Origin of the sequence: Kribbella sp. NBC_01245, assembly GCF_036226525.1 — a bacterium.
Lineage (GTDB): Bacteria > Actinomycetota > Actinomycetes > Propionibacteriales > Kribbellaceae > Kribbella.
In genome coordinates this window covers 2022886-2040517 of sequence record NZ_CP108487.1, presented here as the reverse complement: position 1 = coordinate 2040517, position 17632 = coordinate 2022886, and the positions used below count along the sequence as shown (strand labels likewise).

Annotated in this window: 19 protein-coding genes; 13 read left to right on the top strand and 6 right to left on the bottom strand. The window is 67.5% G+C overall.

Annotated features, from left to right (window positions below):
* Window positions 1-198: 198 nt before the first annotated feature.
* The gene (locus OG394_RS09000; protein WP_328994602.1) at window positions 199-3630 is read left to right on the top strand and encodes an error-prone DNA polymerase; all 3432 of its coding nucleotides are present in this window, start codon (window positions 199-201) and stop codon (window positions 3628-3630) included.
* A 12-nt stretch (window positions 3631-3642) separates the two neighbouring features.
* Here the strand turns inward: OG394_RS09000 and OG394_RS08995 are convergent, their stop codons facing one another.
* Entirely contained in the window at window positions 3643-4065 is a 423-nt protein-coding gene (locus OG394_RS08995) for an ester cyclase (RefSeq protein ID WP_328994601.1), read from the bottom strand.
* Between the two features lie 136 nt (window positions 4066-4201).
* Here OG394_RS08995 and OG394_RS08990 point away from each other — a divergent pair, with 136 nt between their 5' ends.
* The 4 genes from OG394_RS08990 (at window position 4202) to OG394_RS08975 (ending at window position 8825) form a co-directional block, all read left to right on the top strand.
* A complete protein-coding gene (locus OG394_RS08990; RefSeq protein WP_328994600.1) occupies window positions 4202-4834 on the top strand; it encodes a hypothetical protein in 633 nt (210 codons plus the stop codon).
* Window positions 4780-5322, top strand: coding sequence for a helix-turn-helix transcriptional regulator (locus OG394_RS08985; RefSeq protein WP_328996817.1), 543 nt, complete (start codon window positions 4780-4782; stop codon window positions 5320-5322). The genes OG394_RS08990 and OG394_RS08985 overlap by 55 nt, the downstream gene beginning before the upstream one ends.
* Before the next feature lie 111 nt (window positions 5323-5433).
* Window positions 5434-6171 carry an ABC transporter ATP-binding protein gene (locus tag OG394_RS08980; protein WP_328996816.1) on the top strand — a complete coding sequence of 246 codons (738 nt, stop codon included), beginning with the start codon at window positions 5434-5436 and terminating at the stop codon, window positions 6169-6171.
* Window positions 6168-8825, top strand: coding sequence for an ABC transporter permease (locus OG394_RS08975; protein WP_328994599.1), 2658 nt, complete (start codon window positions 6168-6170; stop codon window positions 8823-8825). Before OG394_RS08980 ends, OG394_RS08975 begins: the two co-directional genes overlap by 4 nt.
* Window positions 8826-8830: 5 nt before the next feature.
* Here the strand turns inward: OG394_RS08975 and OG394_RS08970 are convergent, their stop codons facing one another.
* Window positions 8831-9082: an NUDIX domain-containing protein gene (locus OG394_RS08970; protein ID WP_328994598.1), complete on the bottom strand. Its 252-nt coding sequence runs from the start codon at window positions 9080-9082 to the stop codon at window positions 8831-8833.
* A gap of 52 nt (window positions 9083-9134) precedes the next feature.
* Here OG394_RS08970 and OG394_RS08965 point away from each other — a divergent pair, with 52 nt between their 5' ends.
* On the top strand, window positions 9135-9779 hold the full coding sequence (locus OG394_RS08965) for a CG0192-related protein (protein ID WP_328994597.1): 645 nt from the start codon (window positions 9135-9137) through the stop codon (window positions 9777-9779).
* Between the two features lie 32 nt (window positions 9780-9811).
* Here the strand turns inward: OG394_RS08965 and OG394_RS08960 are convergent, their stop codons facing one another.
* From OG394_RS08960 to OG394_RS08945, 4 genes are all read right to left on the bottom strand, one after another.
* A complete protein-coding gene (locus OG394_RS08960) occupies window positions 9812-10678 on the bottom strand; it encodes a GNAT family N-acetyltransferase (protein WP_328994596.1) in 867 nt (288 codons plus the stop codon).
* A 144-nt stretch (window positions 10679-10822) separates the two neighbouring features.
* Complete coding sequence (locus OG394_RS08955) at window positions 10823-11776, bottom strand: aldo/keto reductase (protein WP_328994595.1); 954 nt, start codon at window positions 11774-11776, stop codon at window positions 10823-10825.
* Window positions 11777-11790: 14 nt separating this feature from the next.
* Complete coding sequence (locus OG394_RS08950) at window positions 11791-12393, bottom strand: TetR/AcrR family transcriptional regulator (RefSeq protein WP_328994594.1); 603 nt, start codon at window positions 12391-12393, stop codon at window positions 11791-11793.
* Between the two features lie 133 nt (window positions 12394-12526).
* Window positions 12527-12754, bottom strand: coding sequence for a hypothetical protein (locus OG394_RS08945; RefSeq protein ID WP_328994593.1), 228 nt, complete (start codon window positions 12752-12754; stop codon window positions 12527-12529).
* Between the two features lie 253 nt (window positions 12755-13007).
* On the opposite strand from OG394_RS08945, the gene OG394_RS08940 reads away from it, so the two are divergent.
* The 7 genes from OG394_RS08940 (at window position 13008) to ftsR (ending at window position 17584) form a co-directional block, all read left to right on the top strand.
* Window positions 13008-13613 carry a CDP-alcohol phosphatidyltransferase family protein gene (locus OG394_RS08940; RefSeq protein ID WP_328994592.1) on the top strand — a complete coding sequence of 202 codons (606 nt, stop codon included), beginning with the start codon at window positions 13008-13010 and terminating at the stop codon, window positions 13611-13613.
* A 35-nt stretch (window positions 13614-13648) separates the two neighbouring features.
* A complete protein-coding gene (locus OG394_RS08935; RefSeq protein ID WP_328994591.1) occupies window positions 13649-14539 on the top strand; it encodes a DUF881 domain-containing protein in 891 nt (296 codons plus the stop codon).
* Window positions 14536-14868 carry a small basic family protein gene (locus OG394_RS08930; RefSeq protein ID WP_328994590.1) on the top strand — a complete coding sequence of 111 codons (333 nt, stop codon included), beginning with the start codon at window positions 14536-14538 and terminating at the stop codon, window positions 14866-14868. The genes OG394_RS08935 and OG394_RS08930 overlap by 4 nt, the downstream gene beginning before the upstream one ends.
* Window positions 14869-14880: 12 nt before the next feature.
* Window positions 14881-15747 carry a DUF881 domain-containing protein gene (locus OG394_RS08925; protein WP_328994589.1) on the top strand — a complete coding sequence of 289 codons (867 nt, stop codon included), beginning with the start codon at window positions 14881-14883 and terminating at the stop codon, window positions 15745-15747.
* A gap of 76 nt (window positions 15748-15823) precedes the next feature.
* Complete coding sequence (gene gcvH / locus OG394_RS08920; RefSeq protein ID WP_328994588.1) at window positions 15824-16204, top strand: glycine cleavage system protein GcvH; 381 nt, start codon at window positions 15824-15826, stop codon at window positions 16202-16204.
* A gap of 122 nt (window positions 16205-16326) precedes the next feature.
* On the top strand, window positions 16327-16845 hold the full coding sequence (locus OG394_RS08915; protein ID WP_328994587.1) for an FHA domain-containing protein: 519 nt from the start codon (window positions 16327-16329) through the stop codon (window positions 16843-16845).
* 43 nt (window positions 16846-16888) lie between these two features.
* Entirely contained in the window at window positions 16889-17584 is a 696-nt protein-coding gene (gene ftsR, locus OG394_RS08910; protein WP_328994586.1) for a transcriptional regulator FtsR, read from the top strand.
* The last annotated feature ends 48 nt before the right edge of the window (window positions 17585-17632 follow it).

Genomic DNA, 17632 nt, shown 5'->3' with positions numbered 1-17632 from the left:
CCGGCGACCTACCTCCGGCCACCTCTCACCCCTGCTACGAACGACTTGCCCCGGATCCGACAGGCTACCGCCAGAAATTTCCCAAGGAACCTCCGCCGGCCCCCACCCTGTGGATGACCATGAACGCTTAAGGGAACATATGTTCTAATGGATCCAAGGGTTGCAGGGTAGGAGGAAACGTCATGAGAGAAGCAGCGGATGGGGTGGGATAACCCGCCCATCCCGTGGTCTGAGCTGGAGCGGAAGCTGTCGGATCGGACCAGGCCGGCGCCGGCTGCCGGCGAGCTCGATGCGGATGGTGGTGACGGGCCCGCCTGGTCGCGCCACCGCGCGCCGTACGAGCCGGATCCGGTCAGCCGGCCCACCCGGCCGGAGGGTCCGGTGGTGCCTTATGCGGAGTTGCACTGCCATTCGTTCTACAGCTTCCTCGACGGCGCCTCGGCTCCGGAGGATCTGGTCGAGGAGGCGATCCGGCTCGGGCTGCACTCACTCGCGCTGACCGATCACGACGGGTTCTACGGTGTGGTCCGGATGGCCGAGGCGGCGGAGGAGTACGACGACCTCGGCACGGTCTTCGGCGCCGAGTTGTCGCTGGATCTCACCAAACCGCAGAACGGGATGGCCGATCCCGAGGGAAGTCATCTGCTGGTGCTGGCGCGTGGTCAGGAGGGGTACCACAAGCTCGCCGGGGCGATCACGGAGGCGCAGTTGAGAGGCCAGGAGAAGGGCCGTCCGGTCTATCACCTGGAGGAGCTCGCCGAGGCCGGTGGCGAGGACTGGTTCATCCTCACCGGCTGCCGCAAAGGGCTGGTCCGGCGTGCGCTCGAGCTGGGCGGTCAGGCCACCGGCCCGGCGGCGGCCGCGCGCGAGCTGGACCGGCTGGTCGCGCTGTTCGGCCGGGACCGGATCGCGGTCGAGCTGATCGACCACGGCCTCCCGACGAACACGCTGGACAACGACGTACTGGCCAGGCTCGCCGCCGACGCGGGCCTGCCGGTCATCGCGACCAACAACGTGCACTACGCCGCGCCCAGGCGGCATCGGCTGGCCGGCGCGATCGCCGCGGTGCGGGCCCGGCGCAGTCTCGACGCGATGGACGGCTGGCTGCCGCCGTCGGGCGCCGCGCATCTGCGATCCGGGGCCGAGATGGCCGCCAGGTTCCAGCGGTACGACGGTGCTGTCGCGCGTACGGTCGAGATCGCGGCGCAGCTCGGGTTCAGCCTGCGCAAGGCCAAACCGAACCTGCCGGATCAGAAGGTCCCGCCCGGGCACGACGCGATGTCCTGGCTTCGGCAGTTGTGCGCGGAGGGTGTTGAGCGTCGTTACGCGGGCACGCCCCGGCACGCGGACGCGCTGGAGCGGGTGGACCGGGAGCTGGGGGTGATCGAGACCCTGAAGTTCCCGGGCTACTTCCTGATCGTGTACGACATCGTCCAATTCGCTAAGCAGGAGGGCATTCTCTGCCAGGGCAGGGGATCCGCGGCGAACTCGGTGGTCTGCTACGCCCTGGGCATCACCGCGGTCGACCCGGTGAAGTACAAGCTGCCCTTCGAGCGATTCCTGTCGGCCGCGCGCGACGAAGAGCCCGATATCGACGTCGACTTCGACTCCGACCGCCGCGAAGAGGTCATTCAATACGTCTACAAGAAGTACGGCCGCCGCAACGCTGCCCAAGTGGCGAACGTGATCACCTACCGGCCGAAGCTGGCCGTCCGCGATATGGCGAAGGCGCTCGGCTTCTCGACCGGTCAGCAGGACGCGTGGTCCAAACAGGTCGACGCCTGGGGTGCCGTGCGCAGCAGCGTCGATCACGACATCCCGCCACCGGTGGTCCAGTTGGCCGAGGAGCTGCTCAAGTTCCCGCGCCATCTCGGGATCCACTCCGGTGGCATGGTGCTGACCGATATCCCGGTCGGCACGGTGGTCCCGATCGAGCACGCCCGGATGGAGAACCGGACCGTGCTGCAGTGGGACAAGGACGACTGCGCCTGGATGGGCCTGGTGAAGTTCGACCTGCTCGGCCTCGGCATGCTCGCCGCCCTGCAATACGCGATGGACACGGTTCGGGAGTTCCTCGGCGAAGACTGGAATCTGGACACCCTGCCCAAGGAGGAGCAGGGGGTGTACGACCAGCTCTGCAACGCCGATTCGGTCGGCGTGTTCCAGGTCGAGAGCCGTGCCCAGATCGGCACCCTGCCCAGACTCCGGCCGCGCTGTTTCTATGACCTCGCGATCGAGGTGGCGCTGATCCGGCCTGGTCCGATCCAGGGCGGTGCCGTGCATCCGTTCATCCGCCGCAAACTCGGGGAAGAGAAGGTCAGCTATCTGCATCCGAAACTCGAGCCGGTGCTGGAGCGCACGCTCGGGGTGCCGTTGTTCCAGGAGCAGCTGATGCAGATCGCGATGGAAGTCGGCGGCTGCACCGGCGAGGACGCGGACCTGCTGCGCCGGGCGATGGGTTCCAAACGCGGTGTCGAGAAGATCGAGTCGCTGCGGACCAAGCTGTACGACGGCATGGCGTCGAACGGGATCACCGGCCCGGTCGCCGACCAGATCTACGAGAAGATCGAGGCCTTCGCGAACTTCGGATTCGCCGAGTCGCACTCGATCAGCTTCGCGTTGCTGGTCTATTCGAGCACGTGGTTGCGGTTGCACTACCCGGCCGCGTTCCTGGCGGCGCTACTCCGGGCCCAGCCGATGGGGTTCTACTCGCCGCAATCCCTGGTGGCCGACGCCCGCCGCCACGGCGTACAGGTCCATCGCCCTGACATCCACCTCTCCGGCGTCCATGCCGGGCTGGAGGTCCTTGCCGTGGGCAACAACGCTCCCACCGGGAACGACGCCTGCCTGGAGCGGGAGCAACCCCCGATCGGGAAGTTCGACGCGAAGGCCATCTTCGATTCCGACGTCCATCGCCGCGACGGCGCCTTCGCGGTCCGCCTCGGTCTGGCCGGAGTGAAGTCGATCGGCCTCAAGCCCGCCACCACCATCGTCGAGGAGCGCGAACGCAACGGCCCGTATGGCGATCTGTCCGACCTGGTACGACGTACCGGTCTGACCACGACTCAGGTCGAAGCACTCGCGACGGCTGGTGCGTTCGACTCGTTCGGGCTGTCGCGCCGCCAGGCTCTCTGGATCGCGGGTCGTGCCGCCGAGGAGCGCCCGGGCCATTTGTCCGGCGTGAGCAGCGTTGGCCCGCCGCCGATGCTGCCGGGTATGACCGAGGTCGAGACCACGATGGCCGATCTCTGGGCCACCGGCATCTCCCCGGAGGACCACCCGATCCGCCATGTCCGCGCCGCCTTGAACGCCCGCGGCGTGCTGCGCGCCGACCAACTCAAGACGGCACCCGCCGGGGATCGCGTCCTGGTCGGGGGAGTGGTGACCCACCGCCAGCGCCCCGCCACCGCGGCCGGCGTGACCTTCCTCAACCTCGAGGACGAGACCGGCATGATCAACGTGGTCTGCGCCGTCGGCGTCTGGAACCGCTATCGCCGCGTCGCCCGCGAAGCCTCCGCCATGGTCATCCGCGGCCGCATCGAGCGTTCCAAAGGCGTCACCAACCTAGTCGCCGACAAACTAGAACGCCTCCCGTTGGCCGCCCGCACCACCTCCCGCAACTTCCGCTAACCGGTGGAGGTGTCAGCCCGTGAGGCCGAGCTGAGCCAACATCCCGGTCGAGTCGAAGTACGCATGCTCCGCCACGATCAGGTCGTCTGTGCCGAGGGTCCAGAAGATCCCCATGTCCACGGCGAAGGTCTTGCCGGTGGCGGGGATCTCACCGTCGGGCCCGGGCATTGGGCCTGTCATGGTGCCGGTGGCGTGCAGCTCCCAGCCGATGGCTCCGCTTCCCACGACCGGATCCCCGGTCAGGGTCCAGACCATGTCGGGGAACGCCCGCCGGAACGCCGAGCCGACCGCGAGCACGGTCTCCCGGCCCTTCATCGGCTCGGGGGACATCGGATCCACGAGGACCACGTCGGCGGCGTAGAAGACCCCGAGGGCGGCGGCGTCGCCGGAGTTGTAGATGTCGACGTACTTCCGAACCAGATCTGCGTCAGTCATGAGTCGTCTCCCCGTGGTCGAACTGAATCGATGTCCTCAAATCTGGTCCGCAGTTGGGGGCTCGTCCATTCCAGAAACCTGGCAACTCGGCGCCGGCGTCGATACCGTTGAACGTGTCTCGGGGTCTGGAGGCCAGGTGACACGGCTATCGATGGATGAGGCGAGCATCCGGATCCGCCAGCTCGCCCGCGCGGGGCTCGATACCCACGCGTTCTTCGAGGCGGCGGGCGACACGGTGAGTCGCGCCGTCCCGGTCGGCGGCGCGCCACCGTTCTGGAACACCATCGACCCCTCGTCCCACCTGATCACCAGCGTCCACTTCGACGGCGAGTGCTTTTTCGACCTTGCTGGTCAACTCGAGTGGGAGTACGTCGCGGATGACGTGAACAAGACCGCCGACGTCCTCGCGAGCGCTCGGGGTGTCCAGACGCTTCATCAAGTGACCGGCGGGAGCCCCGAACGCAGCCCGGTCTTCCGTGAGTACCTGCGACCGCACAGCATCGAGCAAGAGGTCGCCGTGGCGCTGCGGGCAAGAACCGGCGAGGCCTGGGGATCCCTGCGCCTCAACAGGTGTGCCGGCCAGGCCACGTTCAGCGCCGTTGAGCTCGACTTCCTGTGCTCAGTGAGCCCGCACCTGGCGGAGGGGTGCGCCGCGGTCTGCTGCTGGGCGAAGCCCTTGAGCCCGACTGACCCGATGGGCCCGGCCTGGTGGTCATGGGCGAGGGTCTCTCGGTTGAATCCGTCTCCCCAGAGGCAGAACACTGGCTGAAAGAGTTGAGCGGAGAGCACGAGGGCACACCGGCCGCGCTCTTGTCGGTCGCAAGTCGGGCCACTGGCCCGGTCGGACCGGCCCTGGCCCGGGTCCGCACCGAATCGGGTAGGTGGCTCGTCCTCCATGGAACGTCGATCACGACGCCGGCGGGCCCCCGCGCGGCAGTCATCATCGAACCTGTTGCCCGGGCGCGGATCGCGAGCGTGCTGATGGCGGCCTACGGGCTCATCGACCGAGAACGTGAGATCACGAGGCTGGTGCTCATGGGTCGGTCCACCGCGCAGATCGCTGACGATCTTGTGATCGCCCCGGTCACGGTGCAGCAGCACCTCAAGAGCATCTTCGCGAAGACTGGCGTCCACAGTCGCCGGGATCTGGTTTGCACCGTGTTCGTCGACCACTACGACCCACGGGTGCACGACAACGAGAACCGACGGATTACTGCCCGACCGTCACGCGGTGCTCCCGCGCCGCTCAGCGACTGACGCAAAGAACGACGCCACCTGCTGGCCGACTGGCGCTGACGCACCTACTCTCGGGAAGGAGTGACCGTAAGGCTGGGGGCCGCTGATCCGCCGGGAGGGGCGATGGTCGGCATGGAGGGGACTGCCGGAGTCGTGCACGCAGAGGGCGTCGTACGCGTCTATGGCGAGGGTGACACCGCCGTCCGCGCGTTGCACGGCGTCGACGTACAGATCGAGTCTGGGCAACTGACAGCGGTGATGGGCCCGTCGGGCTCGGGCAAGTCGACGTTGATGCACATCCTGGCCGGACTGGACCGCCCGACGTCGGGTTCGGTGCGGATCGACGGTACCGAGATCACCACGCTCGGCGACGATGCGCTGACCAAGCTGCGCCGCAAGCACATCGGATTCATCTTCCAATTCTTCAACCTGCTCCCGATGCTGAACGCCCGCGACAACGTCCTGATGCCGCTGACGATCGCCGGTGCGAAGCCCGACTCGCAGTTCTTCGCCGAACTGATCGAGCGGGTCGGACTCGCTGATCGGCTGCACCATCGGCCGGCCGAGTTGTCCGGTGGCCAGCAGCAGCGCGTCGCGATCGCGCGAGCGTTGGTGTCCCGGCCGACGGTGGTGTTCGCCGACGAACCGACTGGCAACCTGGACTCCCGGACCAGCGGCGAGATTCTCGACCTGATGCGCGGCTCCGTCGACGAGTACGGCCAGACCACGGTGATGGTGACGCACGACGCGAAGGCTGCCGCGATGGCGGATCGGGTGCTCTACCTGGCTGACGGCCAGATCGTGAAGGAGACCGGCCAGTCCAGCCAGCACGACATCCTGCGGACCATCGACACTTTGGACCTGCAGTGATCCGGTTCGCGTTGAAGGGCCTGCTGGCCCGCAAACTCCGTACGGCGCTGACCGCGATCGGCGTCGTCCTCGGTGTGTCCCTGATCTCCGGCACCTACGTGCTGACGGACTCCATCTCGAGCGCGTTCGACTCGATCTTCGCCGAGAACTACCGGAACACCGACGTCACGATCACCGGCAAGACCGCCTTCGTGCCGTCCGATGACGGGACCGTCGTCGCGCCGCCGTTCCAGGCTGGCCTATTGCCGCAGGTGCGTGAGCTCCCGGAGGTCGGCGCGGCCAGTGGCTCGGTCGTCGGATCGGCGCAGATGATCGGCCGGGACGGTAAGGCGATCACCACCATGGGCCCGCCGACCCTCGGCTTCAGCGTCGATGCGGCCCAGCCGCAGTTCAACTCGCTCACCCTGGTCAGCGGTGTCTGGCCGGTGGCGAACGAGGTGGTCATCGACACCACGACGGCCCAGAAGCAGGGTTTCGGCGTAGGTGACACGATCGGCATCCAGGCACGCGGCGCCGCGCGGCAGATGCGGATCACCGGGCTGGTCCGGTTCGGCGAGGTCGCGTCCATCGGCGGTGCGACGCTGGCGGGCTTCGAGTTGGGCACCGCACAGCTGTTGTTCGAGAAGGCTGGACAGCTGGACCAGATTCTCATCGCCGCCAAACAAGGCGTCGACAGTCAGCAGTTGGTCGCTGCCGTGGAACGGATCCTGCCGTCGGCGACCCAGGTCAGGACCGCCGAGGAGCAGGCCACCCAGGACTCCGCCGGTACCACAAGCTTCATCGGCTTCCTGCAGACGTTCCTGCTGGTCTTCGGCGGGATCGCGCTCTTCGTCGGCTCGTTCGTGATCGCGAACTCGCTGTCCATCACGATCGCCCAGCGCACCCGCGAGTTCGCCACCCTGCGAACGCTGGGCGCGTCCCGTCGCCAGGTCCTCGGCTCGGTGGTGCTCGAAGCCTTCGTGACCGGCCTCGTTTCGTCGGTCGCCGGGCTGTTCTTCGGGTTGGCGATCGCGACCGGCCTGTTCAAGCTGTTCGACTCGGTCGGCCTCTCGATGCCGAACAACGGGCTCGTCTTCCAGACCCGGACGATCGTGGTCGCGATCCTGGTCGGGGTGGTGGTCACGGTGCTGGCGAGTCTGCGGCCGGCGTGGCGGGCGACCCGGGTGCCGCCGATCGCCGCTGTCCGCGAAGGCGCGACACTGGCGCCGGGCAGGCTGCACCGCTATCGCCCGGTCGGAGCCGCCGTACTCGCAGTGGCCGGCGTTGCCTGCGTCCTGGCCGGGCTCTTCGTCGACGGACTGGCGACGCGGACGTTGCTGTCGTTGCTCGGGGCCGGCGTACTGCTGCTCTTCATCGGTACCGCCTTGTTCTCGTCCCGTCTCGTGCGACCACTGGCCGCGGTGGCGGATCCGGTCGCCCGCTGGGCGGTGGTGGTGTTGACGGTGATCGCCTGGCCGTTCTTCTTGCTGCCGCTGTGGCTGATCCGCCGCCTCTTCCGACGGCCGGCCGCGTTCCCCGGCGTACTCCCTGACCGGCCCGCTGTCGCGATCGGCGGCCAGAACAGCCGCCGGGACCCAGCCCGTACGGCGTCGACCGCGGCGGCCCTGATGATCGGGCTGGCACTCGTCACGTTGGTCGCCACGTTGGGCGCCGGGATCATCAAGCCTTTCGAGGAGGCGGTCGACGGGATCTTCAGTGCCGACTACGCGATCACCGCGCAGAACAACTTCAGCCCATTGCCGCCGACCGTAGCCGCCGCTGTTTCCAAAGTGCCGTCGATCGCGGAATTGACCAGCGTCCGCGGCGGCCAGGCCCGTGCCTTCGACAAGACCATCTCGATCACGGCCGTCGACAAGACGGCTCCCGAGTTGCTCAGGTTCGACTGGCGTTCCGGCTCGCAGGAGTCGCTCGGTCAGCTGGAACCGGACGGCGCCATCATCAACGCCGAGTACGCCGATGAGCACTCGCTCTCGCTGGACTCACCGCTCGAGCTCGAACTGGTCACCGGCGAAGTGGTGCGACTCCGGGTGCGCGGGATCTTCCGCCCGCCCGCGGGTGGATCGCCGTTCGGGAGCGCGACGATGGCGACCACCACCTTCGACGGTGTCAGCCCGCAGCCGCAGAACATCTACACCTTCGTCAACATGCGCGGCGGCGTCACACCCGAGAACACGGCCGCCCTCGGCGCGGCGCTCACCACCTTCCCGAACGCCAAGGCGCTGACCCGCGACCAGTTCAAGAAGGCGCAGACCGACAGCGTGAAAGGGATCCTGAACGTCCTGTACGTCCTGCTCGCGCTGTCGGTCCTGGTGAGCCTGTTCGGCATCGTCAACACCCTCGTGCTGACCGTCTTCGAACGCACCCGCGAACTCGGCATGCTTCGCGCGATCGGCCTGACCAGGGGCCAGGTGAAGCGGATGATCCGCCAGGAAAGCGTGATGACCGCCCTGATCGGCGCCGCCATCGGCATCGTTCTCGGCCTGGGCCTCGCCGCCCTCCTGGCCGCGCGCCTGGACGAGATCACCTTCACCGTCCCAACCGGACAACTGGTGATCTTTGCCGTCGTATCCGTCGTCGTCGGCATCTTCGCCGCCATCTGGCCCGCCCGCCGAGCCGCCCGCCTCAACCCCCTCGAAGCCCTCCAATACGAGTAGCCCGGTCAGGGGAGGCGGCCGTCTGCGTGGAGGGTGTCGAAGACGAGTTGGTCCGCGAGTGAGACGCGATCGCGCTGGGCGGAGCGGAACCACGCCTTCTCGTCGATCTCGCGGACCAGGGTCTCGGCATCACTTTCGCCTGGCTCGCGATGTCCGCCGGGGAAGTAGAAGAGCTCGCGCCCGTGGGTCCGCGTCACCAGCACCTGGCCGTCGCGGACCAGCACCCAAGCGACCTTCTCCGGCACACCAATCCCCATGCGCCGGAGGCTAACCCCCGGCGCCGACAATTCCAGACCGTAGGATCGGGGTATGGCGCTGATTCACCGGGCTCAGATTCGGCCGACGAAGATGGAACTGATCGGTGGATGGCTTCCGAGCCAATCCTGGTACGCCGGTGGGGGACAGCCTGAGGTGCAGCCGTTGGGGTCGTATCGGTTCGACGATCCGGCTGGTGAGGTCGGCATCGACAGCCATCTGGTCCGTGCCGATGGTGCCCAGATCCTGCACGTGCCGATGACCTATCGCGCCGCGCCGCTGGCCGGCGGTGAGCCCTGGTTGATCGGCACCACGGAGCACACGGTCCTGGGCAAACGCTGGGTCTATGACGCTTGCGGGGATCCCGTCTATGCGAATGCCCTGGCCGCCGCGATCCTGGCAGGCGGCGCGCAGGCCGAGGAGTACTTCGAGATTGACGGACGCCGTGAATCCCGGACGTCGACGGCTCACGTGACCGGAAGTGGCGACAGCGCTCGGGAGCTCGACACCGTCGACAAAGTCGCAGACCTGTCGTGTACGACCGATGGCGTGGTGACGACCATCCGCGCAACCGGCTGGGAGCTCAGGATCCTTCGGGTGATCGACCCGAAGGCGGACGCCGGTGGTGAATACACCCTCACTGGCACTTGGTCCGACCAGGAAACACCCGCACTCCTCGCAACCGCCCGCCTGAGCTGACCGGGCCGCCGGGCGCAACCACTTCGCCCGTTTCAGGCGCGGTGCTTTGTGTAGGTGGCTGTGCGGGGGCCGGGACGGAAGCCGATGCTCTGGTAGAGCTTTGCGGCGACCGGGTAGGCGTCATCGCCGCGAGGGCAGACGATGGCCTGGGTGGCACCGGCTTCGCGGAGCGCGGTCAAGGCGGCGAGGTTCACCGCACTGGCCAGCCCTTGCCGCCGGTAGGCCGGTGCGCAGCCGACGGGTTCGATCAGGCCGGCCTTGTTCCGCTCGTCGAACCAGGCCAGCGAGGTGGCGACGAACTCGCCGTCCTCCTTCTCCACCACCCAGTCGAGGTCCACGCGATAAGGCCAGGCATCCATCACCGACTGGTAGCCGGCGACCGAGACGTTCGAACCGAATTCGGCCCACGCCGCCAAATGACCCGCGGTACGACGTACAGCCTCGTCGGGCCGAACGTGGCGAAGCGTGAACCCCGCGGGCAATGCCGGGATCTCGAGCTCGCCGAGCGGCCGATGGTGATGGGTGAAGAAGGGAGCAGCCTGGTCTTCCTGATAACCGGCGTCGGTCAGCGAGGACGTCAAATGCGCTTCAGGCTCCAACACCATGCAGTTCAGTTCGCGTGCCGACGTCGTCGACTCGAACCAGGCGAGGACCTCCGCCGCCAGGTCCGGTCGGCCGGGGTCGACGACCAGTGAGAGGTGGGCGGGGAGTTCGGACCAACCCCACGCCACCACGTTGCCGTCGTCTTCCCAGAGCGCGGTCGAGCCGGTGTCGGGGACGGCATTCCGCTGCCAGGCGAGATCGCCGATATGCCAGCGCGATTCCAGCGACCACAGGCGTTGGGTCATTTCCTGCATCGCCCGCAGGTCGGCGACGGTCGTGCCCGGCCGGCTTCGCATCCGCACTCCTCATCGAAGGTGACGGCTCAGCCTGGCGGCGGGACCACGTCAGCTCAACCGGATATTTGGTCACAAGGGACCGATGAAGGGCGACACGCCGGGTCACAAGGGCCCGATGAGTGGGGGAGGAAGCGGGGGAGGGCGTTAGGGGAGGTGGCTGGTGCCGAGGACTTCGGGGAGGGCGCCTTCGATGAAGTCGGACGGGAAGCCGCGGACGAAGCCGGTGGCGGCTTCGAGGCGGGCGATGGCGTCGGGTGGCAGTTGTACGTCGAGGGCGCCGAGGTTGTCGCGCAGGCTCTCGACTCGGGTGGCGCCGAGGATCGGGTGCACGCTGGACGACTTGGCCATGGTCCACGCGATTGCTACCTGGGACGGGGTGGCGCCGACCTTGGCCGCGACCTCCCGCACGGCCTCGATGACCTTGCCTTCGGGGGAGTCCGGCGCCGCGTCCGACCGGCCCGCCAGACTGCCGTGTGCCAACGTGGCCCACGCGGCCACGGATAGGCCGAGGCTCTCGGCCATTGGCAGCAGCTCGCGCTCGATGTCGCGGTTGAGCAGGCTGTACGGCACCTGCAGTCCGGCGAACGGCGTCCAGCCCCGCCATTCGGCCAAGGTGTTGCCTCGGGCAACGACCCAGGCGGGCGCGTCGGAGATGCCGACGTACAGCACCTTGCCGGCCCGGACGGCGTCGTCGAGCGCGCGCATCGTCTCCTCGATCGGGGTGTGCCGGTCCCACAGGTGCACCCAGTAGAGGTCGAGATAGTCCGTGCCGAGGCGTTGCAGGCTTTGCTCGAGGGCGAGCGTGAGGTTCTTGCGGTGATTGCCCGCGGCGTTCGGGTCGGACGCGTCGCGGCTGAGGGTGTACTTGCTGGCGAGCACGAACCGATCCCGCCGGCCCTCGATCGCCTGGCCCGTCACCAGTTCGCTACCACCAAGGTCGTAGTAGTCCGCCGTATCGAGCACATTGCCGCCCGCTTCGGCGTACAGGTCAACGATCTTGCGGGCCTCGGCGGGATCGGTCTGGTGGCCGAACCGCATCATGCCGAGGAAGAGCTCGGAAACGCGCAAGCCGGTCCGGCCCAGAAGCTTGTATTGCATAGCAGTCCTCACCACTAGAAGAGATGTCCGTGCAGGAACGTCCGTACGCCGGCGCGCACGGAGTCGACGATCTCGGCCTCCGTGCGGGTGGTGCGTCGGCGTGGTGGACCGTCGGGGAAGATCAGTACGCCGAAGTGCAGCGCCGCCCGTTCGGGATCGTCGATCTTGAGCAGGCCGTCCGCGCCGAGCCGGGCGAATCGCTCAGCCAGCGCGCGCCGGACCCGGAGCGGCCCGGTCTCCTGCCAACTGTCGATGGCGGCCTGCGGAATGTGCTCGAGTTCGGCGTTGATCTGACGCAGCAAGGCCGAGTGGTCGGCGAAGTCGGGGATCGGCGTCAGCCACGCGACCCCGAACTCGAAAAGGTCGGTCTCGAGATCGGTCACCTTGTGCAGATACCGCTCGATCAACGCGATCTGCGCGGCCGCGACCCGGGCGGCGCTCTCCTGGATGACGGCCTGGAAGAGCTGGGCCTTATCGCCGAAGTGGTTGTAGATGGTCCGGCTCGACACCTGCGCGGTCGCGGCGATCGCGTCGATGCTCGCCCGGGTATACCCATCGCGAGCGAACACCGCTGTCGCCCCGGCCAGCATCGCCGCCCGCTTATCCGCCCTCGCCATCCCACATCACCCGATCCACTAGTACAACGCCCGTTGTAAACAATGCCACGACCGTTGTACTTTGACCAGGCGTCAGTGAAATCGGGAAGAGTGCTGGCGTTTGTTGACTAAGGCAACCAACCGGTGGTGAGGGTCAGGGGAGGTGGAGTTCGACGGTTTCGCCGGCGGCGATGGCTTCGGCGGTGTTGCGCCAGTTGCCGGTGACGCCGACGAGGCCCATTTGGCGGGTGAGCTCGGCCTCGATCTGCTCGACCGGTTTGTCGCCGTGGGATTCGGCGATCGCGTTGATGATCGCGGTCAGCCGGTCGCCGGCGCCGCCGAGCTTCTTCGCGGCCTGCCGGTCGATATTCGCCCGGGCCATCACAGTCCTCCTGAATTCCGGATATCCGGCTCCCATCATCCCTCATCCACCAAAGAGGCCGAGCCGAAGGTCTCGATCGGGTCACCCTCGACCGGTTGGGCGTAGCCGGGGCGCGGGATCGGGCGTTTGGGCAGGCAGTGGGCGCGGAACGCGTGCCTGCGCGCGGGACTGTCGGTGGGCCGAAGTACAGTACGGATCGGGACAGGGGCGTACGCGTTGCGCACAGGGGCAGTGGTGAAATCGGGAGGGTCTCGTGGCGGAGCTGGAAGTATCCGACCGGGTGCTGACGATCCCGAATGCGCTGAGCATGCTCCGACTGCTGGGCGTTCCGGTCTTCCTCTGGCTGATCCTCGGGCCGCAGGAGGACGGCTGGGCGATCGTCGTACTGATGATCTCCGGCTTCACCGACTGGGCCGACGGCCAGATCGCCCGGCGGATGAACCAGACCACCAGGCTCGGGCAGATGCTCGATCCGGTGGCCGATCGGCTCTACATCTTCGCGACCGTGCTCGGTCTGGCGTTGCGCGACATCATTCCGTGGTGGCTGGCGATCGCGCTGCCGTTGCGGGATCTGCTGCTGACGTTCACGTTGCCGGTGCTGCATCGGCGCGGGTTCAACGCGTTGCCCGTGCACTTCCTCGGCAAGGCCGCGACGTTCAATCTGCTTTACGCGTTTCCGCTGCTCCTGCTGGGCGACGGCGATGGCACGTTGAGCATGCTGGCCCGCGTGTTCGGCTGGGCGTTCGCGATCTGGGGCACCGGGTTGTACTACTGGGCGGGTGCGCTCTACTTCGCACAGCTCAAACACCTGGTGGAGACGGTGCCACCGTTATCCAAGGTGAGCCCGGCGCCAGGCTGAGCTTTGGCGACCGCACCGCATGCAAGGATGAACCAGTGACGCAGCAGCCTCCGCACCGCAACGGCGCCACGCCCCAGGCCGGATCGCCAGGCGCGCCGCCGGCAGGTCAGCCGCAGCGGCGACCCGACGCGTCGATGTCGCTGCTCAACAACCTGATGGCGCACCCACTCGATGAGGGGTACGCCGATGCCGCCCGCTCGCGTAGTCGCGATCCGGAGAAGGTGCGCCCGGTCGCGCAGCGAGTGCTCGGCGTGATCGCTATGGCGGCGGTCGGGTTGTTGCTCGCCACGGCCGCCGCGCAGAACTTCCGCACCGCGCCCGAGGCCGAGAAGCAGCGCAACCAGCTGATCACCCGGATCGACGACGCGGACGGCCGGTTGAACCAGCTGCGTGGTGAGCAGTCCAAACTGGCGAGCGAGGTTCGCGGTTTGCAGGCGAGCGGTCTGGGCAATTCGGCCGAAGGCACGCGATTGCAGCAGGAGCTCGACCAGCTGGAGCTGCAAACCGGATCGGTGCCGGTCAGCGGCCCGGGTCTGAAGGCCGTCGTCGACGACGCGAAGGACGCCACGAACAAACAAGGCCGCTTGCTGGACGTCGATCTGCAGCAGCTGGTCAACGGTTTGTGGACCGCCGGCGCCGAGGCGATCTCGGTGAACGGTCATCGCCTCACCTCGCTGACCGCGATCCGTGGCGCCGGTAGTGCCATCACTGTCGACTACAGTTCCCTGACCCCGCCGTACACCGTGCACGCGATCGGAGACCGGGCCACCATGCCGGCCCGCTTCGCGCAGAGCTCTGGTGGACAGTGGATGCAATATCTGGTCACGAATTTCGATGTCCGGATGACGATTACGACGGAGGACTCCTTGCTGGTGCCCGGCGATGCCACCATCGCGCTGCGATACGCGAAGGTGATGCCGCGATGATCGCCGTACTCGGTCTGGTCCTCGGCGTGGTGATCGGCCTGCTGGTCGCACCCGACGTACCGGAATGGGCGCAGCCCTATCTGCCGATCGCGGTCGTCGCCGCGCTGGACGCCGTCTTCGGTGCGCTCCGGGCCTTCCTGGACGGCATCTTCGACGACAAGGTCTTCGTCGTGTCGTTCATCTCCAACGTGTTGATCGCGGCCCTGATCGTCTACCTCGGCGACCAGCTCGGCGTCGGCTCCCAGCTGTCCACGGGCGTGGTGGTCGTGCTCGGCATCCGCATCTTCACCAACATGGCCGCGATCCGGCGCCACATCTTCCGGGCCTGACAGGACAGCGCTATGAGCGATACCAACGACACACCCAAGCAGCCGGACGGCACGAAACCCGAAGGCCCCGAGGTGCTGCCCGAGGTCCAGGCGGACGCGAGCGACCGGCACCCGGCCAAGCCCACGCCGATGCCCGGTCCCAAACCGCCGAACCTGGCCTGGCAGCGGATCCGCGCCGGGTTCAAGCCTTCGCGCGGCCAGGCCATCGTCGCCGTCGTGCTCGGGCTGGTCGCGTTCATGGCAGTCGTCCAGGTCCGGGTGAACCGGGCCGACGACGGTTATGCGAACGCTCGCCGCGAGGACCTGATCGCGATCCTCGATGGCCTCGGCAACTCCACTCGCCGGCTGGAGAGTGAGATCGTCGAGTTGCAGGCCCGCAAGGAGTCGCTCTCGTCCAGTGCGGACAAGACCGCCACCGCGCGCCAGCAGGCCGAGGAGCAGGCGAGGGTGCTGAGCATCCTCGCGGGTACGGCGAAGGCGCAGGGCCCAGGCGTGCGCATCACGCTGAACGATCCGGAGGACAAGGTCACCTCCAGCAATCTGCTCGACGCCATCGAGGAGCTGCGCGATGCCGGCGCGGAGGCGATCCAGATCAACGGCTCGGTCCGGGTGGTCGCCAGCACCGATCTGGTCGACGACTCGCCGGGTGTCCGGATCGACGGCGAGAAGGTCGGTTCACCGTACGTGATCGAGGCGATCGGTGATTCCCACAACCTCGCCGAGGCGGCCAATTTCCCCGGCGGTCTGATCAGCGAGATCGAGGGTCCGCAGGTCGGCGGCACTGCCGAAGTGACCGAGCTTCGTGTCATTCAGATCACCGCCTTGCACAGGCCCGAGGAGCATCGCTACGCTCGCCCGGCGCCCAGCCCGACCAGGTGATCGCGATCGCCTGAGCTGTCAGATTTCCAAGCCATTACAAGCTGTGCCAGTTCCACTGAGCGAAACGAGGACAACGGTGTACCCCGAAGACCTGAAGTACACGGCCGAGCACGAGTGGGTGAAGACGGGCGAGGGGCCGACCCGGGTCGGTATCACCGACTTCGCGCAGGACGCACTCGGTGACATCGTGTACGTCCAGCTGCCCGAGGTCGGCGCGAAGGTGCGGGCCGGTGACTCCTGCGGCGAGCTGGAGTCGACCAAGAGCGTGAGCGATCTGTACGCGCCCGTCAACGGCACCATCGTCGCCGTGAACGAGGCGCTCTCCGACCAGCCCGACCTGGTGAACAGCGACCCGTACGGCGAGGGCTGGCTGCTCGACATCGACGTGGAGGACCCCGAAGAGGTCGAGGCGCTGATGGACGCGGAGACCTACCAGGGACAGCTCGAGCAGAACTGATAGGTTTGCCGGACCTCAACCGCTGGTTGAGGGTTGAGGTCCGGCATACCATCGGCACTCTCGCTAAGCAGTTCCCATATCCGGGCGAAACACCGCTTCACGGCGATCTGGAGGATGACAGCATGCCGTTCTGCAACCAGTGCGGGCACGAGAATTCCGAGGGCAGCCGGTTCTGCTCGCAGTGCGGATCGATGCTCCCTGGCGCTGACCGCCCGGTGACGCCGCCCGGGGTCAGCGACACCGCGATGCTGACCGCCATCGGCGCCGAACCGGACACCGAGCGTTTCGACTCCGGCGAGCAGTTGTCCGATGAGGACGAGGCCGCCGTCAACGCGCTGCCGGCCGGATCGGCGCTGCTGATCGTGCAGCGCGGTCCGAACGCGGGCAGCCGGTTCCTGCTCGACACCGATGTCGTGACCGCGGGTCGGCACCCCGACAGCGACATCTTCCTGGACGACGTCACCGTCTCCCGCCGGCACGCGGAGTTCCGCCGCGAGGGCGCGGGCGTCAAGGTCCGCGACGTGGGCAGCCTGAACGGCACCTACGTGAACCGCGACCGCATCGACGAGCTCTCCCTGGCGAACGGGGATGAGGTCCAGATCGGCAAGTACCGCCTGGTCTACTACGCCAGCGGCCAGTGAGGTGACCAGCGGCAGTCCGCAGCCGGGTTTCAGCATCGGAGAGGTGCTGGCTCGGCTCAGTCCCGACTTCGAGGAGATCTCGATCTCGAAGATCCGCTTCCTGGAAGCGGAGGGCCTGGTCGAGCCGGCCCGGACCTCGTCGGGCTACCGCCGTTTCACCGAACAGGATGTGGCGCGGCTGCGCTACGTCCTGTCGGCGCAGCGCGACCACTACCTGCCGCTGAAGGTCATCAAGGAACACCTCTCGGCGATGGACCGGGGCCTGCGCCCACCTGTTTTTGTCGCAGCCAACCCCGAGCCGCCGAGCGATTTGTCCGAGCCGGCGGATCTCCCGAAGCCGCATGACTTCAGCCCGCCGTCGACCGACTTGCGGTTGACCCGGGCCGAGTTGCTCACCGCCGCGGGGATCACCGCCGAGGTCCTCGGCCAACTCGAGAGCTACGGCCTGGTCATCGCGCGAGACGGCCACTACGACGGCGAGGCCCTGCTGATCGCCAAGACGGCCAGCGAGCTCGCGTCGTACGGCGTCGAGCCCCGGCACCTGCGTCCGTTCCGTACGGCGGCCGACCGGGAGATCGGTCTGATCGAGCAAGTGGTGAGCCCGCTCGCGCGCCAGCGTGGTGCCGAAGCCACCCGCAAGGCCGACGACACCGTCAAGGAACTCGCCGCTCTCTCGGTCCGCCTCCACGCCGCCCTCGTCCGCTCCGGCCTCAAACGCCCCCGCAACGCCAAACGCTGAATTTGTCCGCGGGCCACGCCAGGGCGGGCCGGGCCTTCCCGCTCGCAG